The sequence below is a fragment of the Staphylococcus sp. HMSC06C11 genome, from assembly GCF_001808345.1.
Classification (GTDB): domain Bacteria; phylum Bacillota; class Bacilli; order Staphylococcales; family Staphylococcaceae; genus Staphylococcus; species Staphylococcus capitis.
This window is the reverse complement of the sequence record NZ_KV793030.1, coordinates 185,984-207,057: the sequence shown is the minus strand read 5'-3', so window position 1 is coordinate 207,057 and position 21,074 is coordinate 185,984. Positions and strand designations below refer to the sequence as shown.

Annotated in this window: 21 protein-coding genes; 12 read left to right on the top strand and 9 right to left on the bottom strand. The window is 30.9% G+C overall.

The features are described 5' to 3' along the window. The first annotated feature begins 12 nt into the window (after nt 1-12). A complete protein-coding gene (nreC, locus tag HMPREF3154_RS01095; RefSeq protein ID WP_002432902.1) occupies nt 13-669 on the top strand; it encodes a nitrate respiration regulation response regulator NreC in 657 nt (218 codons plus the stop codon). Nucleotides 670-990: 321 nt separating this feature from the next. Further along, nucleotides 991-2,163, top strand: a complete 1,173-nt coding sequence (locus HMPREF3154_RS01090; RefSeq protein WP_070474224.1) for a nitrate/nitrite transporter — start codon at nt 991-993, stop codon at nt 2,161-2,163. Nucleotides 2,164-2,262: 99 nt separating this feature from the next. On the opposite strand, the gene HMPREF3154_RS01085 is transcribed toward HMPREF3154_RS01090, so the two are convergent. Next, on the bottom strand, nt 2,263-2,679 hold the full coding sequence (locus tag HMPREF3154_RS01085) for an Hsp20/alpha crystallin family protein (protein ID WP_023351215.1): 417 nt from the start codon (nt 2,677-2,679) through the stop codon (nt 2,263-2,265). Between the two features lie 290 nt (nt 2,680-2,969). Next, nucleotides 2,970-3,416 carry a MarR family winged helix-turn-helix transcriptional regulator gene (locus HMPREF3154_RS01080; RefSeq protein ID WP_002432941.1) on the bottom strand — a complete coding sequence of 149 codons (447 nt, stop codon included), beginning with the start codon at nt 3,414-3,416 and terminating at the stop codon, nt 2,970-2,972. A gap of 165 nt (nt 3,417-3,581) precedes the next feature. On the opposite strand from HMPREF3154_RS01080, the gene HMPREF3154_RS01075 reads away from it, so the two are divergent. The 3 genes from HMPREF3154_RS01075 (at nt 3,582) to HMPREF3154_RS01065 (ending at nt 6,147) form a co-directional block, all read left to right on the top strand. Next, nucleotides 3,582-4,211: a nitroreductase family protein gene (locus HMPREF3154_RS01075; protein WP_002453908.1), complete on the top strand. Its 630-nt coding sequence runs from the start codon at nt 3,582-3,584 to the stop codon at nt 4,209-4,211. Nucleotides 4,212-4,320: 109 nt separating this feature from the next. Next, a complete protein-coding gene (locus HMPREF3154_RS01070) occupies nt 4,321-4,686 on the top strand; it encodes a DUF3139 domain-containing protein (protein ID WP_002432567.1) in 366 nt (121 codons plus the stop codon). A 180-nt stretch (nt 4,687-4,866) separates the two neighbouring features. After that, the gene (locus HMPREF3154_RS01065; RefSeq protein ID WP_002432290.1) at nt 4,867-6,147 is read left to right on the top strand and encodes a cation:dicarboxylate symporter family transporter; all 1,281 of its coding nucleotides are present in this window, start codon (nt 4,867-4,869) and stop codon (nt 6,145-6,147) included. A gap of 170 nt (nt 6,148-6,317) precedes the next feature. Here the strand turns inward: HMPREF3154_RS01065 and HMPREF3154_RS01060 are convergent, their stop codons facing one another. From HMPREF3154_RS01060 to HMPREF3154_RS01045, 4 genes are all read right to left on the bottom strand, one after another. Continuing rightward, a complete protein-coding gene (locus tag HMPREF3154_RS01060; RefSeq protein WP_002432288.1) occupies nt 6,318-6,668 on the bottom strand; it encodes a DUF4889 domain-containing protein in 351 nt (116 codons plus the stop codon). 343 nt (nt 6,669-7,011) lie between these two features. Next, on the bottom strand, nt 7,012-7,440 hold the full coding sequence (locus HMPREF3154_RS01055; RefSeq protein WP_030062327.1) for a pyridoxamine 5'-phosphate oxidase family protein: 429 nt from the start codon (nt 7,438-7,440) through the stop codon (nt 7,012-7,014). A 62-nt stretch (nt 7,441-7,502) separates the two neighbouring features. After that, nucleotides 7,503-9,608 (bottom strand): AraC family transcriptional regulator Rsp, encoded by a 2,106-nt coding sequence (gene rsp, locus HMPREF3154_RS01050; RefSeq protein ID WP_023351216.1) that lies wholly within the window; start codon nt 9,606-9,608, stop codon nt 7,503-7,505. A 1,001-nt stretch (nt 9,609-10,609) separates the two neighbouring features. After that, entirely contained in the window at nt 10,610-10,993 is a 384-nt protein-coding gene (locus HMPREF3154_RS01045) for a UV damage endonuclease UvsE (protein ID WP_023351217.1), read from the bottom strand. Nucleotides 10,994-11,158: 165 nt separating this feature from the next. Here HMPREF3154_RS01045 and HMPREF3154_RS01040 point away from each other — a divergent pair, with 165 nt between their 5' ends. Further along, complete coding sequence (locus HMPREF3154_RS01040; RefSeq protein ID WP_002432683.1) at nt 11,159-12,601, top strand: sucrose-specific PTS transporter subunit IIBC; 1,443 nt, start codon at nt 11,159-11,161, stop codon at nt 12,599-12,601. A gap of 62 nt (nt 12,602-12,663) precedes the next feature. Here HMPREF3154_RS01040 and HMPREF3154_RS01035 read toward each other — a convergent pair whose 3' ends face one another. Together HMPREF3154_RS01035 and HMPREF3154_RS01030 are read right to left on the bottom strand one after the other, a co-directional pair. Further along, nucleotides 12,664-13,611, bottom strand: coding sequence for a magnesium transporter CorA family protein (locus HMPREF3154_RS01035; RefSeq protein WP_002432912.1), 948 nt, complete (start codon nt 13,609-13,611; stop codon nt 12,664-12,666). 70 nt (nt 13,612-13,681) lie between these two features. Further along, on the bottom strand, nt 13,682-14,293 hold the full coding sequence (locus tag HMPREF3154_RS01030) for a TetR/AcrR family transcriptional regulator (protein WP_023351218.1): 612 nt from the start codon (nt 14,291-14,293) through the stop codon (nt 13,682-13,684). Nucleotides 14,294-14,455: 162 nt separating this feature from the next. On the opposite strand from HMPREF3154_RS01030, the gene HMPREF3154_RS01025 reads away from it, so the two are divergent. The 6 genes from HMPREF3154_RS01025 (at nt 14,456) to HMPREF3154_RS01000 (ending at nt 20,013) form a co-directional block, all read left to right on the top strand. Continuing rightward, a complete protein-coding gene (locus HMPREF3154_RS01025; RefSeq protein ID WP_030062329.1) occupies nt 14,456-15,733 on the top strand; it encodes a YhgE/Pip domain-containing protein in 1,278 nt (425 codons plus the stop codon). A gap of 247 nt (nt 15,734-15,980) precedes the next feature. Further along, nucleotides 15,981-17,231: a copper resistance CopC/CopD family protein gene (locus HMPREF3154_RS01020; protein WP_023351221.1), complete on the top strand. Its 1,251-nt coding sequence runs from the start codon at nt 15,981-15,983 to the stop codon at nt 17,229-17,231. 11 nt (nt 17,232-17,242) lie between these two features. Next, nucleotides 17,243-17,839 carry a YcnI family protein gene (locus HMPREF3154_RS01015; RefSeq protein ID WP_002432601.1) on the top strand — a complete coding sequence of 199 codons (597 nt, stop codon included), beginning with the start codon at nt 17,243-17,245 and terminating at the stop codon, nt 17,837-17,839. A gap of 133 nt (nt 17,840-17,972) precedes the next feature. Further along, nucleotides 17,973-18,389 (top strand): DUF2871 domain-containing protein, encoded by a 417-nt coding sequence (locus HMPREF3154_RS01010; RefSeq protein ID WP_002432207.1) that lies wholly within the window; start codon nt 17,973-17,975, stop codon nt 18,387-18,389. 163 nt (nt 18,390-18,552) lie between these two features. Beyond that, a complete protein-coding gene (locus HMPREF3154_RS01005; RefSeq protein ID WP_002432574.1) occupies nt 18,553-19,587 on the top strand; it encodes an NAD(P)/FAD-dependent oxidoreductase in 1,035 nt (344 codons plus the stop codon). Nucleotides 19,588-19,611: 24 nt separating this feature from the next. Further along, entirely contained in the window at nt 19,612-20,013 is a 402-nt protein-coding gene (locus HMPREF3154_RS01000; RefSeq protein ID WP_023351222.1) for a GNAT family N-acetyltransferase, read from the top strand. A gap of 54 nt (nt 20,014-20,067) precedes the next feature. On the opposite strand, the gene HMPREF3154_RS00995 is transcribed toward HMPREF3154_RS01000, so the two are convergent. After that, entirely contained in the window at nt 20,068-21,066 is a 999-nt protein-coding gene (locus HMPREF3154_RS00995; protein WP_030062332.1) for an acrylyl-CoA reductase family protein, read from the bottom strand. Nucleotides 21,067-21,074: the final 8 nt, after the last annotated feature.

Here is a 21,074-nt window from a genome sequence, read left to right as displayed (position 1 = left end):
GGGGGAATGAATGTGAAGATCGTTATAGCAGATGACCACGCTGTAGTAAGAACAGGATTTTCGATGATATTAAACTACCAAGAAGATATGGAAGTTGTCGCAACAGCAGCTGATGGTGTTGAAGCATATCAAAAGGTTTTAGAGTATAAACCAGATGTTTTAATTTTAGATTTGAGCATGCCACCTGGTGAATCAGGGTTAGTCGCTACAAGTAAAATTTCAGAAAGTTTTCCAGAAACTAAGATTCTTATTTTAACGATGTATGATGATGAGGAATACCTATTTCACGTTTTAAAAAGTGGAGCGAAAGGATATATTTTAAAAAATGCACCTGATGAGCAATTAATTTTAGCTGTAAGAACAGTATATAAAGGAGAAACATATGTAGATATGAAGATGACCACTTCTTTAGTAAATGAGTTTATTAATCAATCTCATCAGGAAGAAGTAAGTTATTCTTCAGATCCCTTTAAGATATTATCAAAAAGAGAACTTGAAATACTACCGCTTATTGCAAAAGGTTATGGTAATAAAGATATAGCTGAAAAGTTATTTGTTTCAGTGAAAACAGTTGAAGCACATAAAACGCACATCATGAATAAACTCAACCTTAAGAGCAAACCTGAGCTTGTTGAGTATGCACTAAAAAAGAAATTACTCGAGTTTTAAAAACATATTGTTGATTAATCAAATCCTAAAAGATGATAAGCTCATCATTTTTTAGGATTTTTTTGTGCTTTAAAATTAGCAGGTATCATACGATGTTAATTTTTAGAGTTACACTTTTAATTATTTTTATAGGGAAAAAGCTGAGTATATTAAGGGTAAATCCTTATGTTCATTTTTTCACAATAAAACTAAAATAAAGTTGTAATTAGTACTATGTCTATTCCCGTATGTATTATTTATAGATTTCATTATTTTGACCTCTCTTAAAAATAGACATGGTACTAATCATTATTCTATCAACTTAATGAAGGTGAAAAAGAAATGAAAAAAGGAGTTTACCAGCTTACATTACAAACGTTTAGTTTGATAGTAGGTTTTATGGCGTGGAGTATTATATCTCCGTTAATGCCATTTATCACTCAAGATATTAAAATTTCTGCTAGTCAAATTTCTATTATTTTAGCTATACCTGTTATTTTAGGATCAGTTTTAAGAGTTCCTTTTGGGTACCTTACTAATATTATAGGTGCCAAATGGGTATTCTTTAGTAGTTTTATAGTGTTGCTATTCCCAATATTTTTCTTAGGACAAGCCCAAAGTACGACGATGCTTATAATTTGTGGCTTCTTTCTAGGAGTCGGTGGGGCGGTATTCTCAGTAGGAGTAACTGCGCTACCTAAATATTTTACAAAAGATAAAGTTGGATTAGCTAACGGAATTTATGGAATGGGCAATATAGGAACAGCAATTTCATCTTTTTGTGCACCTGTTTTGGCAGGATTAATAGGGTGGCAAAATACCGTAAGAAGTTATTTAATCATTATCAGCTTGTTTGCAGTATTAATGTTCTTATTGGGAGATAATAAAGAACCTAAAGTCAAAGTACCGTTAATATCTCAAGTCAAAGTATTGGCTAAAAATTATAAATTATACTATTTGAGTTTTTGGTACTTCATAACATTTGGTGCGTTTGTGGCATTTGGATTATTCTTACCAAATTATTTAGTGCATCATTTTACTATCGATAAGGTAGATGCAGGGATTCGATCCGGTATTTTTATAGCTCTTGCAACATTTTTACGTCCACTTGGTGGCGTTTTAGGGGATAAATTTAATGCTGTGAAAGTACTCATTATAGATTTTGTAATAATGATTATTGGAGGTTTAATTTTAACTTTATTCGATGGAATCATCTATTTTACTATTGGTTGTTTAACTATAAGCGTTTGTGCAGGTATAGGTAATGGCCTCGTGTTTAAGTTAGTACCTTCTTATTTCTCGAAAGAAGCAGGCTCTGCAAATGGAATTGTTTCTATGATGGGAGGTTTGGGTGGTTTCTTCCCACCTTTAGTGATTACATTTGTCACAGGACTAACAGGTTCAAGTCATCTTGCATTTGGTTTATTAGTACTATTTGCACTTATCGCTTTAATCACAATGGTTCATTTATATAAAAAAGAAACTGAAATAGGTACAACACTCTATAGTGACTAATGATAGTTATATGTAGATAAATAATTGTATTTAACATATTTATGCATATTATACAGTAAAAACCCTCAACTTTTTTCAGAGTTGAGGGTTCTTTTATTATTATTGAATTGAAATTGTAGTAGCTTTGTCATCTTCATTGATTTGTTTAGGTAATGTGACATATAATACGCCATCAGTGTAATTAGCTACTATACTTTCTTTATCAATATCATCGAATTCAAAGCGTCTTTCTAATTCACCATTAGAACGTTCATTAAGTTGTGATTTATAATTTTCATTATTGATTTTTTTGTATGCTTTAATAGTTAAAATATGTTGTTCAAATTTAAGTGAAATATCTTCTTTGCTTAAACCAGGAAGTTCAGCTTCTAATACATAAGCGTCATTTTTATCATAAATATTAGTAGGAAATGCTCTTGATGAAAATTGATTGTATACTTGTTTCCCTAAGTCTTTAAATAATTCACTAGGATCATTTTTGAAGAAATTATTATTGAAAAAATCATTATTATTCATTAGAATTCACTCCTTAAAGTGTTAAATGAGTAGTTAGAATATATTAGAATAATTTTTCAACTACATTATATTAAGAGAGCGAAAAGAGGTAAAGTGATAACACTTAATAATAAATAGGTATTCTATAAGTTTAGTAGGAATTAGGGGATAAAAAAAGTCAAAAATTGTACGAGAGAATAAGACAAAAGCTTACTATACATACTGATGTTATTAAATTGTGTCGTTAATGCTGAAGTTGAATTTGCCTAAGATTTTCAAAAAGTCTACTTTTGTCTTTTTCTCTACAAGTATCACTTTTCTATACTATTGTCAAAATTTTTAGATACAAAATTTTGCAAGTTTTCAATTAATTCTTTAGCTTCATCTTGATTAATATCGAATTCACTATAGACTTTCATTGATATTTCAGATAACGGTTTTTTAATTTCTTTACCTCGTTCTGTTAGTGAAATTTGAAGATTTCGTTCATCTTTTTCTTCACGACTTCGAACAACGTAATCTTTCTTTTCTAATTTCTTGAGCAGTGGTGTAAGTGTGCCTGAATCTAAAAAGACTCGCTCACCTAGTTTTTTAATATTAAGTTTCTCATCATTTTCGATCGCCATTAGTACAATATACCCTGTGTATGTTAATTCATACTCTTTGAGGTAATTTGTGTACTTCTTTATGATTTCTTTTGAAGAAACATAAAATAAAAAACATAATTGTTTACTTAAATAACTATTCTCTACATACATTTAATCACTCCTTGTTAAAGTAACAATATTATGAAGTGTATGACTTGTCAAGTGCCGATTTCATCACTATAATCAAATTGTTTTAAATTAAATTTAGACGACATTTGAATATATTTTGTTTGATTTTGAAACTCAAATAAATACAGAACAAAGGAGTATTATCTCATGACAAGATTAAATGATTTCAATGAAGTACTTAACGGAAGAAAATCAGTAAAGGTATTCGATAGTGAATATAAAATTCCTCACGAAGAAATGGATGAAATGATTACTAAAGCTACAAAAGCGCCTTCATCAGTTAATATGCAACCATGGAGAATTGCTGTTGTAGAGAGTGACGAAGGAAAAGAAAAAATCAAAGAAGCTTTTGGTTTTAATTCAAGACAACTTACTACTTCTTCGGCTATGGTGATTATTTTCGGAGATTTACAAAATTACGAAAAAGCTGAACAAATTTATAATGATGCAGTAGACCAAGCCCATATGACAGAGGAAATTAAAACTCAAATGTTAGAATGGATTCTTCCTTATTATAAAAGTTTGTCAAGAGAAGGTATGAAGGACATTGTAAATATTGATAGTAGTTTAATGGCTATGCAATTTATGCTAACTGCTAAAGCTTATGGATATGACACAAATCCTATTGGTGGCTTTGATAAAGAAAATATCGCTAAGATTATTGGTTATGATTCAGATAGATATGTCCCAGTATTAGCAATTGCTATTGGTAAAAAAGCTCAAGAAGCTCATGGTTCTGTGAGATTACCTGTTCACGAAGTGAGAGAATATTTATAAAGCAATATTCATGGGATGAGAACATTTTGTTACAATGTTAAATAATCTCTTTTCTATAACCAACTTTTAGTTCATACTTAATAAGATAAGTATAAAAGGAGTTTCTATCATGAGTAGAAAACAAGTCATTTTAAGAATAATTATTATATTAATCATTTCACTTATTTTAGCCATAGTATTTTTCTTTGGTCTAAAAAGTTATCAAGGTCATAAAAATATCGAACTTATGGATAGTTATATCAAAGAACATCATTTACAAGATAAAATTAAAAAGCAAGATAATTTGTATAGTGCTAAAAAAGGGATGTATTACAAAGAAATCGTTTTCAAAGACGAATCTAATGTCACTTATGTTATGCAACCAATTAGTACAAATAAAGGTATATTTGTAGAAGGCTTTGATAGTGAAACGAAGAAAAGCATAAAGAAAGCAAAACATAGTGATTTTGATAAAAATTATAAACCATCTAAATAAATAATTTAGAGTACACACGACTTCATGATCCACTTTGAAGTCGTGTGTTTTTTTACTATTATTAACATTTTTGACTTCAAGTCATAAATATTTTATTTATTAATAGCTTTAAAATTTAAGTAGCTATTTTATTATTATCTGATATAATTAAGTGATGTCAGATGAAGGGGAGTTTGCATTATGGCTCTATTCAAGAGAAAAATAAGTTTACCAACGCAAGTTATTATTGCTTTGGTACTAGGTGTCATCGTAGGACTTTTATTATTTGGACAAGATAATTTAGCAAATTATATAAAGCCTTTTGGTGACATATTCTTAAATTTAATAAAAATGATCATTATTCCGATTGTATTCTGTGCACTTGCTTTGTCTATATCGAATTTAGGGGATTCGAAAAAGGTAGGCAGTTATGGATGGAAAGCAATCCTTTACTTTGAAATTATAACGACAGTTGCTATTGGGTTAGGTATTATAATTGGTAACCTGTTCAAACCAGGTGCCGGATTAGATTATAATAAACTACCTAAAGGTGACATTTCTAAATATCAATCTTCTGCACATTCAGCTGAACAAGCTTCTACATACGGTAATCATTTAATTGATACTATTGTAAATATTGTGCCGACCAATCTATTTGAATCATTAGCTAAAGGTGATTTATTACCAATTATATTCTTTGCAGTATTCTTTGGTTTAGGTCTCGCAGCAATAGGAGAAAAAGCTGAACCAGTTAAAGGTTTTCTAAGTGGCACATTAGAAGCAGTGTTTTGGATGATTAATAAAATCTTAAAACTTGCTCCAATAGGAGTATTTGCATTTATATGTACAACTGTTATGACATTTGGAGTATCAGCTTTAGTTCCATTATTAAAACTTTTATTAGTAGTAGTTGGAGCAATGATTTTCTTTGTTGTAGTTGTATTAGGAATTGTTGCTCGAATGGTTGGAGTTAGTATCTTCTCAATCATGAAAATTTTAAAAAGCGAGTTGTTACTAGCATTTTCAACTTCAAGTTCAGAAGCAGTATTACCAGTTATTATGAAGAAAATGGAAAATTTTGGTGCGCCAAAAGATGTAACGTCATTCGTTATTCCAATAGGTTATTCATTCAACTTAGACGGATCCGCATTATATCAATCAATTGCAGCATTATTTGTAGCTCAAATGTATGATGTACATTTATCGTTAACAGAACAAATAGTGTTAATGGCTACGTTAATGATTGCTTCTAAAGGTATGGCTGGGGTTCCAGGTGTTTCTATTGTAGTTTTATTAACAACATTAGGCTCTATGCACTTGCCAGCACAAGGTCTTGCATTAATTATCGGAATTGACCGATTACTAGACATGGTTCGCACATGCGTTAACGTAATGGGTAACGCTTTATCAACGATTGTTGTTGCGAAATGGGAGAAGGTATACGATAAAGAAAAAGGCCAAAAGTATCTTAATTCACTATAAAAATCTATATCTGACATTTTTTTTAGCGAATCTTAAAACTTAAGTTTTTAGATTCGCTTATGCATTTGTCGTCAGACAAATGAAAACAATATACATAAATAAATTAAAAAGACCTTGAGGTGGGGAACATTATTCCACTTCAAGGTCTTTTAAATTCTTTCAATATTCGTTTACATGCCGTGGTTCATGCCTTTCATATCATGAATTTTAGACATTAAACCATGAGGTACATCATCGTGTTTTACTTTTTTAACTTTTGTGATTTTTCCTGACTTTTCATCTTTAAAGATCATTACAAAGTCTTCTTTTTTTACAGAAACATTAGCGTTTGAAGGTAATTTAACATTCTTTTCAATTTTTTCATCTTTTTCGCTAATCATTTTATCTATAGTAGTACTATTTTTCATAATACCGTAGTATGTATCTTTTTTACCACCTACCATCATCATAATGACAAGTACGATACACAGCACAAGCATAATTGCGATAAGTCCAAAACCTAAAGCTTTTTTATTTTTCATAGTTGAATAAAACTCCTTTATTTATGTTACTTCATTTATACAGAACTTGAGATTACATTGCAATCATATTTTCAAAAATCACGAAATAAAACACTTTCAAAATTCATAAAATTATAATATTTAAAACGTAAAACTTGGCTAATATATAAACTATTTTAGTATTTTAAACATTCGGAATAGATAACTAAATTGAAAATACGTCTTTATTATTCTTCTTACAATTATAGTAAACCTTACTGGTAAGGCCCACAGTATACAGAGTTTCTTACAAAAAAAGAAATTCAATAAAAATAGGGAGAGGAACAAATCAATGTCATTGTCCTCTCCGGTATCTTTTAAAATATTAAATTTCAATTGTGATAGGAGTATCTAACTCATCATCATTCATTAATTTAATTGATTTAGGAATTACTTTTAAGACGCACAATTCTGGATCTTGTTTAGAATCGAAGAATGTCTTATCTTGTGTTTCCCATAACCAATCAATGACTTTCTGATCTTTAACTACTTCAATTTGAGCATCAATTTCAACAAAGCTATTATTAGTTGTCTCATTGTAGCCTAAAAGAATGTAAGCGTGTGGATTATCTTCAATTTCATCAACTTTTACTGAATTGATACTAGTTTTAGTATATAAAGTTAAATCATCGTTATAGAAAACCATATATCTACTATTAGGTTTGTTATTATAAGCAGTTGATAATACGCCAACTTTAGAAGTTTCTAATACTTTTTCAATTGCTTGAGTTGCTTTTTGTTTATCCAAAATCATCATCTCCTTAATAGTTACTATATCCATTCATTGATGATGATAAACTCAGACACTTGTAACACTTAAATGGGTTTAAAACATATATATTTAACTTCATCATGCTTCAAAGTCATTTGGAATGGTTTGTTGTTTTCTTCTTGAATAGCTAATTCTGTTTTAGGGCGATTACATTTATCTAATTCTTCAAGTATATTACGTTCTATATATAATAATTCTTTGCTTTTAGGAAGTAGATTTTGGATTGAACCGTGCTCATTATTTAACGTTTTTATAATAATGAGTGAGTTCTTTTTTAAATTATTTTTGAAAATGAACTTCTGTTTACTATCAGATAAATAACGATCATTGATTTTATTAAATAATAAGATATGATAATTTCCATCTTTACGGCTTATTAGATAGTTATTCCCAAGTTCTAAAGGTTCGTCGACAAATGAATCACCCATTTTATAAATGTGCATTAAAGGTAAAGGGCTACCATAATTGTTAAATAAAGCTATATATTGTGAGTGATCGTCGATAAGTTGATAACTTATGCCACCACCGTATCTCATAAGGGCGATAAGGTGACATACTAAATCTGATAACTGTAATGGATTAGTGCCATTATTAGTATACTTAAAACACTTAAGTGATAAATTATTGTATACAAAATTTGTAGTTGGAATTCCTGAATCTAGCATAAATTGCTTGTAATTTTCAAAATGAGTAGATGAATGATGATATGTCTTACGTTTGGTTAATAACAAATTTTTAGTTTCAAGATTCTCAATGTCAATGAAATAGTAATCAAAGTTAAGACGTTTCATTATATCGTAAGTTTGATCAATGGAAGGCGAATCACGAAGTAAACCTTCAACGGTGATACCATACCTAATTTCACGATTTTTATTTTTAATTTTTAAATGACATAAATGGATTTCGTTTACAGTCATATATTCTGAATTAAAAACAAGCATGAGTTTAACTAGCTTTTTATTATTCTTATAATCTTGATTGCTTTGTAAAAATGATAATATGATTTGATTAATTGCTTCAAATTGTTGCGTAGAATTAATTTGCATTGCTAGACCGATATCCATTTCGAATAACTTTTCAAAACAACGATTTAACAAATTAAGGTTAATATGACTAATTGCGATATCGTTAATATCTTGGATAAATACTACGGGTTGTGGCAAATAAGAGAAATCTATATCGTAGTACTCGTTAAAAACGAACTGGAATAATTTGTTAAAGTTTTCAAATCGGATAAATGCTTTAGAGCTTTTGGTATGATCTTTAGGATTAAATTGATTAAGATCTATATCAGTAATTTCAGTTGCTAATTGGTCATTAAATTCAAATTGATTGATTAAATCTTTGTAATCTAAAAAATGAGTTTGGCTAAAATCCATTACTGGATTTAATGAAATTTTAGAGATCATAGAACGGAATTGTTTGGGACTAAAGCCTAGATGATTTTTGAATTGATTAGTGAAGTTCGTATGACTACTAAAACCAGAGCGTTCAGAAATCGCATTGATTGAATCATCTGTAGATAATAGCAATTTTATGGCATAAATGACTTTTAAACTTGTAAAGTAATCTTTAAAGTTCATATTTAAGTAGCGAACAAATAAATTTGAACAATATGATTCAGAAATATTACAATAATTTGCAACTTCGCGTAATGATAAGGTATCTGAAACTTTGGAATGAATGTAGCTAAGTCCTTGGATAAATATTGGATGATTGATAGCAACTTGAGGGATATATTTTTCCTTGTATCTTATCACTGTTTCCTTAAATAAAGTCTGAATAATTTTTGAAATAGCTTGAGTATCTTGCTCTTCTTCGTTCATATAATGATGAATTGATTGTAAAATAATATTTTTTACAAAACCGCTAGATTGAAGTAAATGTCGATCAAAATAACATTTGAAGAAATTTTCATCCTCACTATAGAAATAAAATACAGGAATAGAGAGCATAACCAAGTTCGAGGATTGATTTACATAAAAAATATCAGCTTGATTAATAATAGCAATATGATTATCTAAATCTTTAGTTTCACCATTAATCGTAATTTCTAGATGATTTGTAAGTGAGAACATTAAAATGATTCGATTGATATTTCGAGTTGGGGGTGAATGATACTGTTGATAAATATTTAAATGACATGTCATAATTCGGCACTGTGCTCCTTATAGAATAATAAATGTTATTATAATCGATTCGTCTTGAAATAGTAATAGAGAAATATAAAAATTTTTCCTTGTAAAGTTAAGCAACCAATCAAAAATTATAAGTAGCACACAATACAAATAATTATTTAGAAATATAGAGTTCTTATTTTGAAAATTTTGGATAGAGTGCAAACGAATTTTTTAGTACATAATAAATATAGATTTCGACCCAATTGAAATTCTAAAAAGAAGTTAATGTAAATTTTTAGACGATTTGCGATTAATTTTATAGTGAATTAATTTTTGGATGGAAATCGTAGCAATAAATGTACTATGTATGTTAATACATCAAGAATCAACAGCATAAAGAGAGAGACAACAAAGAATAGCACACATTTTCTATTATTTAATTGTTTAACTATACTAATAGAATAAACAACTAGAAAAATTCAGTTATACTTAATAATTTTCTCGAAACTTATTCATCAACCAACTCAAGTTAAGTCATCTAGAAAGAAATGACACCATGGAATAAGAAGAATGCATAACATCGAAGAATAAGATCAACAAGAATAAAATTCATTCTTCTCAAACATCAGGAATCAACATCAAGACTAATTAATGTTAAGACAAATTATTGAAACACATGAAATACTTACTATTTCAACAACAGGAATCAACATCTATGCACATTAAAGTATAATCGATCAACAACAATTGTTTAGTAGCAACAATTAGAAGATTTTTAATTAAAATTACTCTCCCCCGAAGTACTATTAAATTAAAGAAATATATTTCGTGTAGTGTCATGGTAAAGTTTTATATTTTATTAATTATCAGCTTAATGTTTTAATTATTCGAATGACATAGCTATAAGGCAAGATATTCCATTAGTGTTTTATTAACAAGCCTTAATGCTATTACAGTGTGAAACAACTTAGACAATTACTCTTTTTAGAAATAATATAACACGTACATTATTGCGAAAGACTTAGGTGTTTTCACCTAGGTCTTTTTTTATTTAGTATTGTACTTTCTTGTAGGTATTTAATGTCATACTTATTAGCAAGTTGACTCAAATAACTTAGTAGGGCGTCCAATTCAATTTGATGATTCATAAAGTCATCCTTTAACATCAATGCCTTATGTTTTTCATTATCAGTTGCTATATTTTTAAAATAACCCCACATGTGTTCATAGGCATTAATAATTGAGCCAGTTGTTGGAGAATGATTAATTGCTTCATTAATTTGAAATTGTACTTCCTCAAGAGAGGGTGATTCTTTTAGCAGTGCTCTAATTTTGTTATAGGCATTTTGATCATGTAGTAATACGCGATATTTCTCTTCTCGCCAAAGCTTTTCTATTTTTCCACGTTCTTTCATTAAATTATTCACCTCATCTTATATTATTAAGGTTACCCAGAAGTTAAGTTTCTAAATTAATATGATTACTAATAAACGATTGATGAGCTATTGCGTAAAAGTTTGGAACCGGTTACAATAAAGTTAAATAAATGGAACCGGTTTCTAAATAAGGAGGCTTATTTAATGAGCTATAAGAAATCTGCTGAAGATATATTACAAGCAATAGGTGGGGAAGAAAACCTTGATGCTATTGCACATTGTGCTACAAGATTAAGATTAGTTCTTAATGATGAAAGCAAAGTAGATGAAGAAACGCTAAATAATATGGATGTAGTAAAGGGAACTTTCTCAACTGGGGGACAGTATCAAATCATTATTGGATCTGGGACTGTTAACAAAGTATTTAATGAATTAGAGAAAATTACTGGCAAAGAGGCATCAACGACATCAGATGTTAAAGATAAGTCGACTAAAAATATGAATCCTTTACAAAAATTTGTGAAAATGTTGTCTGATATATTTGTTCCTATTATTCCAGCAATTGTAGCTGGTGGTTTATTGATGGGATTGAATAACATTCTAACTGCCAAAGATTTGTTCTATAAAGGACAATCATTCATTGATGTTCACAGTCAATTTGCTGGCTTGGCTGAAATGATAAACGTCTTTGCAAATGCACCATTTACTTTACTTCCTATTTTAATAGGATTTAGTGCAGCTAAACGTTTTGGGGGTAATCCTTTCTTAGGTGCCGCACTAGGCATGATATTAGTTCATCCTAGTTTAATGAGCGCTTATGATTTTCCTAAAGCAGTTGAAGCAGGGAAAGCTATTCCCCATTGGGATATTTTTGGATTACATATTAATCAGGTGGGCTATCAAGGACAAGTGCTTCCCATGTTAGTTGCTGCGTATATTTTAGCTACAATTGAAAAGTGGCTACGTAAAGTGATACCGACTGTTTTGGATAATTTACTGACACCATTGTTATCTATATTTGTTACAGCTTTTATCACATTTTTATTCGTTGGACCTATTACACGTCAATTAGGATATTGGTTATCAGATGGACTAACTTGGTTGTATGATTTTGGTGGGGCTATAGGAGGCCTCATATTCGGCTTACTTTATGCACCAATTGTAATTACTGGCATGCATCATAGCTTCATCGCAGTTGAAACGACCTTGATTGCTGACGCCACTAAAACGGGAGGTTCGTTCATCTTTCCAATTGCTACTATGTCTAATGTTGCTCAAGGTGGTGCAGCCATTGCAGCATTCTTTATAATTAAACATAATAAAAAACTAAAAGGTGTGGCATCTGCAGCTGGAATTTCTGCATTATTAGGTATTACGGAACCAGCGATGTTTGGTGTCAATCTTAAATTAAGATATCCATTTATAGGTGCTGTTGTGGGATCTGGATTAGGTTCAGCTTATATTTCATTTTTCAAAGTGAAAGCTATTGCACTGGGTACTGCAGGTTTACCAGGATTTATATCTATTAATCCAGCGCATGCAGGTTGGTTACACTATCTCATAGGTATGATGATTGCCTTTATTGTGTCAATCGTTGTTACATTTGTTTTATCGAAAAGAAAGACCTATAAAGCTGCAGCTAAATAATTAAAAAGTCCCGCTTGAATTTAAAATCAAATTCAAGTGGGACTTTTTATATAAAATATGATTTAAAGCTTTTGTTTACGCCATAAATAGATACTCACTATTGCAACAAGTATCAATGATATACCTACAACGATTACCCATGAGACATAACTATGGTCGTCTATAGGTAATGGTACGTTCATACCGAAGAAACTAAACACGAGCGTAGGAAGAGTAAGTAATACAGTAAACAGTGTTAATGTCTTCATTATTGTATTCATGTCGTTAGATAGTAATGAAGCATAAGATGTTGTAATACTTTCAAGGATACGTTGATGTAATTCGGTTGTTTCAATAGCTTGATTATTTTCAATTACTAAGTCTTCAAGTAATTCTTCATCTTCTTCAAAGCGTTTGATTGCAGGTAAACGAAATAGTTTTTTAATAATTGTATCATTACCTTTTAATGCCGCTAAGAAATAAACTAAGCTTTTTTCAACTTCCATAAGTTTAAATAATTGTTTGTTAGTAATGTTATTCTTTAAATCTTTCTCGATACGAATTCGCGATTTATTTAATAATCTTAAATTTCTATTATAGTGATTTGCAATTGTTAATAAAATTTCAAGTGCAAAGCGACTATGAAATTTTAAATTAATATCATCTTGTCTTGCAAAATTTTCAAGAAATTCATTTTCGGCATCACAAACGGTCATGATAATGCCATTACCTATAATGATACCTAGTGGAATAGTAACAAACGAAAGTACGCGACGGTTTGTAGAGTTGACAATAGGTAAGTCGATAATAATGAGTGAATAGCCAGTATCTTCGTCATATTCTATACGTGCACTTTCTTCAGAATCTAATGGGTCACGGATAAAGTCCTCTGGAATGTTGTAGAATTCCATTAATTCTTCAATTTCTTCACGTTCAGGTTCAACAACGTTAATCCAAGACGCGCTATGATCCACTTTAGTTTCAATGATTTCATTTGAATTTATACTTTCATGTTTATAAGCAGTAATCATAACTATAATTCCTTTCAAAGTCTTCTATATTCAATTTGATTAACAGTTAGATAGTATTTGAACGATTAAGTTAGGCATGATTCATTTTATATTTATATTCTGCCATAATTCGTAATGGTCCATTATAAACAATTTTATAAATATGATGTGTTAATTCATCAACTGAAATACGATTTGGGTCTAAAACCCAATATTTAATAGTATTTATTGTAGCGCCTGCGACATAGCTATGAAAATACATCTCTGGTATACCATCTATTTCATGATTAATACTCATATATCGATTCATATTTTGTTTAATTAATAAACTTATTTTCTCTTCAAGTTTACTTCGACGATCTAACTGTAGAATGATTTGATAAAAATCTAAATTATCATCTATATGTTGAAGGATTTTAGTAAGAACTCTATCTATAAAGAGTTCTGAAATAGCTTCAACAGTGTCCCCATCTATTTGATTAAAATCCGTTAGATGAGCTAGCTCTGAAATACACTCATCTTCCATATCTGAAAGCAACATATATTTATCTTCATAATGTAAATAGAAGGTTCCTCTATTCACATCAGCTTCAGTTGTAATATCTCTAATCGTAATTTTATCGAGCTCTTTGTATTGTAATAATGTTGTAAATGCCTTCTTAATGGAAGATTTTGTCTTTCTTATTCGCCTATCTTCTTTCAATTAAATATAACCTCCCAATGATTTAATAGACAATTTACAACAAAGTGTTCAATAACAGACGTATTTTATTAAATTGATTATTGTTAAATTGTTCTTACCTATTATAATAGACAACGTAAAAAATATTCAACACATTGTTCAATAAAAAAAGGAGGTCAATTCATGAATATCTTTAAAAGCAAATTATTATGGTTAGCACCAATTGCTGCGATTTTAATCTTAGTTATTTTTTCACTAGCATTTTATCCAGCATTTAATCCTAAACCTAAAGATTTACCAATTGCCATCGTCAATAATGATGAAGGTACAACTATTCAAAGTAATAAAGTTGATATTGGTAAGAAAATAGAAGATAAATTATTAGATAGTGATTCAGATAAAATTAAATGGGTCAAAGTTGATAAAGAATCTGATTTGAAAAAAGGATTCGATAATGAGAAATATTATGGGGCAGTTGTATTTGAAAAAGACTTTTCAAAAAATGCAATGAGTAAAACTCAAAAAGTTGTTATGGATAGTAAAAAGTCAGAGATGAAAGAAAAAGTTGAATCTGGTGAAATTCCAGCACAACAAGCTCAAAAAATGAAAGAAAAAATGGGTAATCAAAGTGTTGATGTAAAACAAGCAAAACTTAAAACGATTGTAAGCCAAGGTTCAAATTTACAAGCATCAAACATTGTTACAAATGTACTATCAGGTGTTGGACAAAACTTAAATAAACAAATTACTAAACAAAGTTTATCTACACTTCAAAAACAGAACGTAGATGTAAGTCCTAAAGATATCCAAGGCATTACTAATCCAGTTAAAGTTGATGATCACAAAGTAAATAAAGTTAAAGATCATCAAGGTGGCGGTAATGCACCATTCTTAATGTTTATGCCAGTTTGGATGGGCTCAATGATTACTTCAGTGTTATTATTCTATGCATTTAGAACTAGTAATAACTTTGCGATTCAACACAGAATTATCGCATCTGTAGGACAAATGGTAACTGCAGTACTTGCAGCTTTCCTAGGCAGCTTTGCATATGTGTACTTTATGAAAGGTGTATTAGGATTCCATTTCGATCATCCTAATAGAGTTGCATTGTTCATTGCTCTAGCAATAATGGGATTTGTTGGATTAATACTAGGAATTATGGTTTGGTTAGGTATGAAATCTCTACCTATCTTCATCTTACTCATGTTCTTCAGTATGCAAATGGTTACTTTACCAAAACAAATGCTCCCAGAAGGATATCAAAAATGGGCTTATGGATGGAATCCATTTACACACTATACTACTACGCTCAAAGAGCTTATTTATATGAATAAAGCAATTGAGTTAAATAGTACAGTTTGGATGCTAATTGGCTTTATGATTTTCGGTATCATTTCAAGTTTAATCGCAGCAATAGTTAGAAAACATAGTACTAAACGTACTGAAATACCTTCATAATATGAAATAAACAGCGTTAGTTTATAATGAGCTAACGTTGTTTATTTAGTAGTTGATAAAGAAGGGTTAGTAAAACCAGTATAATTTTAAAAGACAAGTTTAAGAGACGTTAGAGGATAAGGTTTCTTACTTGTCTTCTTTTTTGTCGAAATAGTGAAAAATTAGAATTGTTATTGTTAAGTGGAAATGTAAGCTATATTATTGGAAACAGGGCAAAATTTAAAAGCACTTATATGGGGAGGTTTCAATGTTAGTACATAGTAGAATGACAAAGTACATGATTGCATTGATAGTTATAATATTAATGACATTGGTTCCAGCCTTTCAGCAACAAGCTTCTGCACATGCAACTTTAGAAAAAACAACACCGCAAGATAGAGGAGTTGTTAAAGATAAACCAGAAGACATACAGCTGGAATATAATGAGCCAGTCAATGCAAAATATTCAAATATAACTTTATATAATGATAAAGGTAAAAAAATAAGTGAAGTAAAACCTACAACTTCAGGATGGTCAAAAACTTTAGAATTTCCTGGAGATCAAATTGCTAAAGGGACAAATACAGTTGAATGGCATGCGATTTCAGCAGATGGTCATGAAGTGAGTAATAAATTTGAGTTTTCAGTAGGCAAGGTGACTGCTAAAAATGTTGATACCTCTGATTCTTTTTATGAACAACCAAGCTTTTGGTTTGGTGTATTTAGGTACCTTACAGAAGGTGCAACTATTATTTTAGTTGGCTTGTTCTGGATGAATGGTCTTGCTAAACGTCGAGGATTAAAGCAATTTAACATATTACCTAAACAGGTCGGTGTCGCATGGATAATGGGGATGTCGATTCTTATGTCGATACTCGTTTATATGATGACACTCACATCAGATGTGTTAAACGATATTTTATCTTTTAAAGCTAACGTCATTATGCAATTTCCATATATCATTAGTTCAATTGCGCTTATTGTATTATTTATATTAATGGTTCTTAAAGATATGGAAAAATTATGGTACTGGCTTGTGTCGTTTGCAATGATATTAGCTATAGCAATGTCTGGTCATGCGTGGTCACAACATGTGCCACTTTGGTCTATAGTAATTAGAACGCTACATTTAGCAGGAATGACACTATGGTTAGGCGCGTTAGTCTATCTGATTTGTTACGCTAAAAATGGACGTGGCAATCAATTAACAAATGTTAGACATATGCTTTTGAAAACGAATATTACAGCGGTAGCTATATTGATAATTTCTGGTGTCCTGATGGCTATTGATGAAACGAATGTCTTAGCTATATGGAATAATATACAAGCTTGGACAGTATTTATCATTATTAAAGTGATTGGTACATTAATCATGATGATTTTAGGATTTTACCAAACTTACCGTGCTTTAGGTAAAAGAAATCATGTAAACAAAGTAACTCTATTTACAGAACTTATTATCGGCATTATTTTAATTTTTGCCGGTGTGATGATGAGTCAAATTAATATCCCAAGTTAAGGAGGAAAATCATGTTACGCAAATTGATATCAATGACAATTGTTTTATTTTTTGCGATTGGATGTTTTAAATACGCCGATGCGCACGTGACACTAAATCCCAACCAAAGTGAACCAGGATCTTATGACAAATATGATGTGAGGGTTCCAGTTGAGCAAGATAATAACACTGTCAAAGTTGAATTAAATGTCCCTAAAGGTGTCAACGTAGCAAACGTCGCACCTGTTGAAGGATTTAAGCATCAATTTAAAAAAGATAAGAAAGGCAATATCACTAAAATTACATGGAAAGCTACTGGTAAAGGAATAGGACCTAACGAGTTTATAGAATTTCCGATTGTAGCAGCTAATCCTGAAGATGAGGGCACATTTAAATGGAAAGCATATCAAACGTATGATAACGGTGATGTTGTAAAATGGACTGGTAAAGAAAATAGTGAACATCCTGCTCCAACTACTACCGTGAAAAAAGGTGCAAGTTCAAATGATAATAAATCTGAAGCATCTACTTCAAATGGTGGAGGCTCAATCGCTTTATGGATTGTGTCCATCTTTGCAATAATTATTTCATTAGTTGCTCTATTTAAACATGCACGTAATAAAAAATAAAGAGCTCAAAAATTCCTAAAAAGTTTACTTTATCTTTTTAGGAATTTTTTGTAGTCATCTATATTCTTCGTGATTTTGTCACTTTAATATTTAGTAATATGTTCTATAATATAACCGTGAGGGAGGATTCATCATGCGTAGATTACTATATTCTTTTTTATTCTATATGATTATAGGACTATTAAGTGGTTTCTATTACAGAGAATTAACTAAAGCGCATCATTTTACGGGTGATACACAATTAGCATTAGTACATACTCATACACTTATACTCGGAATGTTTATGTTCTTACTTTTATTACCACTTGAAAAGGTATTTAAATTAAGTAGTTATTATTTATTTAATTGGTTCTTTATCGTCTATCATTTAGGTGTCATAGTGACAATAGGCATGATGACTTATAAAGGTACTTTACAAGTGATTGGTGCAAAATATTCACCAGAAGCTTTAGCAGGCTTTGCTGGTATAGGTCATACGGGAATGCTAGCAGGATTGTTATTATTATTCTTTTTACTTAGACAAGCAATTATTACTGAACCTAAGGATTAATTTTAACTCGTGAGTTTTTAATGACTCACGAGTTTTTTATATAGAGCTAATATGAATATCTTCAATACGCATTTCACATATAGTATAATATTGATGAAATAAATGATAATAATTATCACTGGGAATTAATTAATATGCTTTACATATTATAGGAGGAAGCAATATGGAAGACGTTACGATTATAGGTGGCGGTCCAGCTGGCTTGTTTGCAAGTTTCTACTCTGGGTTGAGAGGGATGTCAGTTAGAATCATTGATGTGCAAGATAAGTTAGGTGGTAAAATGCAAATTTATCCGGAGAAAATTATTTGGGACATTGGTGGTGTTGCACCTAAACCGTGCTACCAGATTATCGAAGATATGATTGAACAAGGTTTACATTTTAATCCTAAAGTAAATTTAAATGAACGTGTTACAGATATACGTAAAGTTTCAGAAAGACATTTTGAAATTGAAACAAGTGAAGGGCACATTTATGAATCCAAAGCAGTTATTTTCGCTATTGGAGGAGGAATCATTAATCCAAAACCGCTTGATATTAAAGGTGCAGAACGTTATCAACTTACAAATCTTCACTATGTCGTTCAGTCATTTTCAAAATTTAGAGATAAAGATGTCCTTATTTCTGGTGGAGGAAATACTGCATTAGATTGGGCGCGAGATATTGCGAAAATTGCCAAAAGCGTAACGGTGATTTATCGAAAATCAGAAACAAGTGGTTATGAAGCTATGAATGGGATTCTTAAAGAACTTGGTGTACAATTACTGCCAAACACTAAAATTAAACAACTTATTGGAAATGACAATGATACACGTATTCATCAAGTGAAACTGGAGAATGTTGAGAGCGGTAAAATCGAAACTCAAGCTTTTGATGAAGTCATAATTAGTCATGGCTTTGATCATGAGAATCCATTACTCAAAGATTGTACATCACAATTTGAACTTTATGATGAATACCGAGTTAAAGGCTTTGGGAATACGACTACTAGTGTAGAGGGTATTTACGCATGTGGCGATATCGTGCACCATGATGCTAAAGTACATTTAATTGCGAGCGCATTCAGTGATGCTGGTAATGCTGCTAATTTAGCTAAGACGTACATCGAACCTCATGCAGCAACTGAAGGTTATGTATCAAGTCATAACGATATCTTTAAGGAATCAAACAAAGATATTGTGAACCAATATCTATACTAAGTTTATTGAAAGGATAGCATAGTGATGGTAGAAATTAATTTTGAAGCACCTAAAGTTCAAGAATACTGTGATTTAAGACTCAACGCTGGTATGAGTCCTAAGTCAATTGAAGCTGCTGAAAAGGGGGTACCCAATGCCTGTTTCAATGTCACTATTTATGATGACAATAAGCTCATTGGTATGGGGCGTGTTATAGGAGATGGTGGTACTGCTTTTCAGATTGTAGATATCGCAGTAAATAAAGAATACCAAGGTTTGGGACATGGGCGTACTATAATGGAAGAAATTATGAAGTATATTGATCGAGTGGCTGAAAAAGGAACATATATAAGTTTAATGGCAGATTATCCAGCTGATAAACTTTATGAAAAGTTTGGGTTCATAAGTACCGAGCCACATTCAAAAGGAATGTATATCAAGTATTAAAGATTTGAGCGCGAGTAGGCTATGAGGTGTACTCGCGCTCTTTTCTTATATTAATTATTTTGAAGCATTAAAATCTATTATAATGCGACCAGTATTTTCATGGTTAATCACTTTATCAATAGCTTGAGGAAGTTCATCAAAAGAAATGACATGCTTAATATCATGAAGTTGATTTGGTTTTAAATCTCTTGCTAATCTTCTCCATACACGACGACGTAACTTGATCGGTGTGAAAACTGAATCAATGCCAATAATACTTACACCTCTTAAGATAAATGGAAAAATCGAACTTTCAAACTCATTGCCACCAGTCATACCAATTACTGCTACACTGCCATTATTATCTAAACGTTTAACAATATAAGGTAAATTTTGACCACCGACAGGGTCAATGGCTGCTTGCCAAGTGCGTGATGCCAATGCTTTATTATCATTATCTGGTAGGCGATTGATTACTTCAGTAGCACCAAGTTCTTTTAAATCAGCATCAACATTCTTTCGGCCGGTACTAGCTATCACGTCATATCCCAGATTATCTAACATAAGCATAGCAAGTGTGCCAACGCCACCTGATGCTCCTCTTACTAAAACTTCTTTTCCTTCAATAGTCATGCCAGCTTTTTCTAATTTTTCAATAGCTAAGCCAGCTGTATATCCAGCAGTTCCATAAATCATAGCTTCTTCTAGAGTAAGTCCCTCTGGTAAGTTAATAACCCACTCTGATTTCACACGTGCGTATTCACTGAAACCACCATAATGACTTACACCTAAGTCATAGCTTGTAACAATGACTTCATCTCCAACTTCTAATCCAGGTGCATTCGTTTCTTCAATAGTACCAGCCAAATCAATACCAGGCACCATAGGATAACTTTTTACAATTGCATTGTTATCTTGTGTAGCCAAAGCGTCTTTATAATTAATTCCAGAATAGTGAACCTTAATGAGAACGTCACCTTCAGGTAAATCCTGTTTACTTATCTTTTTAAAATCATGAGAAACGTTACCTTTGTCGTCTTGATCAACTATAAATGCTTGAAACTTTTCTACCATAGTATAGC

Excerpts from the sequence above, each read along its gene's own strand:
- HMPREF3154_RS01025 (WP_030062329.1), top strand. The coding sequence starts at position 14,456 with ATGAATATCTTTAAAAGCAAATTATTATGGTTAGCACCAATTGCTGCG.
- HMPREF3154_RS01085 (WP_023351215.1), bottom strand. The coding sequence starts at position 2,679 with ATGAATAATAATGATTTTTTCAATAATAATTTCTTCAAAAATGATCCT.
- HMPREF3154_RS01035 (WP_002432912.1), bottom strand. The coding sequence starts at position 13,611 with ATGATTACTGCTTATAAACATGAAAGTATAAATTCAAATGAAATCATT.
- HMPREF3154_RS01070 (WP_002432567.1), top strand. The coding sequence starts at position 4,321 with ATGAGTAGAAAACAAGTCATTTTAAGAATAATTATTATATTAATCATT.
- HMPREF3154_RS01080 (WP_002432941.1), bottom strand. The coding sequence starts at position 3,416 with ATGTATGTAGAGAATAGTTATTTAAGTAAACAATTATGTTTTTTATTT.
- HMPREF3154_RS01075 (WP_002453908.1), top strand. The coding sequence starts at position 3,582 with ATGACAAGATTAAATGATTTCAATGAAGTACTTAACGGAAGAAAATCA.
- HMPREF3154_RS01045 (WP_023351217.1), bottom strand. The coding sequence starts at position 10,993 with ATGAAAGAACGTGGAAAAATAGAAAAGCTTTGGCGAGAAGAGAAATAT.
- rsp (WP_023351216.1), bottom strand. The coding sequence starts at position 9,608 with ATGACATGTCATTTAAATATTTATCAACAGTATCATTCACCCCCAACT.
- HMPREF3154_RS01020 (WP_023351221.1), top strand. The coding sequence starts at position 15,981 with ATGTTAGTACATAGTAGAATGACAAAGTACATGATTGCATTGATAGTT.
- HMPREF3154_RS01040 (WP_002432683.1), top strand. The coding sequence starts at position 11,159 with ATGAGCTATAAGAAATCTGCTGAAGATATATTACAAGCAATAGGTGGG.
- HMPREF3154_RS01000 (WP_023351222.1), top strand. The coding sequence starts at position 19,612 with ATGGTAGAAATTAATTTTGAAGCACCTAAAGTTCAAGAATACTGTGAT.
- HMPREF3154_RS01090 (WP_070474224.1), top strand. The coding sequence starts at position 991 with ATGAAAAAAGGAGTTTACCAGCTTACATTACAAACGTTTAGTTTGATA.
- HMPREF3154_RS01005 (WP_002432574.1), top strand. The coding sequence starts at position 18,553 with ATGGAAGACGTTACGATTATAGGTGGCGGTCCAGCTGGCTTGTTTGCA.
- HMPREF3154_RS01010 (WP_002432207.1), top strand. The coding sequence starts at position 17,973 with ATGCGTAGATTACTATATTCTTTTTTATTCTATATGATTATAGGACTA.
- HMPREF3154_RS01065 (WP_002432290.1), top strand. The coding sequence starts at position 4,867 with ATGGCTCTATTCAAGAGAAAAATAAGTTTACCAACGCAAGTTATTATT.
- HMPREF3154_RS00995 (WP_030062332.1), bottom strand. The coding sequence starts at position 21,066 with ATGGTAGAAAAGTTTCAAGCATTTATAGTTGATCAAGACGACAAAGGT.
- HMPREF3154_RS01060 (WP_002432288.1), bottom strand. The coding sequence starts at position 6,668 with ATGAAAAATAAAAAAGCTTTAGGTTTTGGACTTATCGCAATTATGCTT.
- HMPREF3154_RS01055 (WP_030062327.1), bottom strand. The coding sequence starts at position 7,440 with ATGATTTTGGATAAACAAAAAGCAACTCAAGCAATTGAAAAAGTATTA.
- HMPREF3154_RS01015 (WP_002432601.1), top strand. The coding sequence starts at position 17,243 with ATGTTACGCAAATTGATATCAATGACAATTGTTTTATTTTTTGCGATT.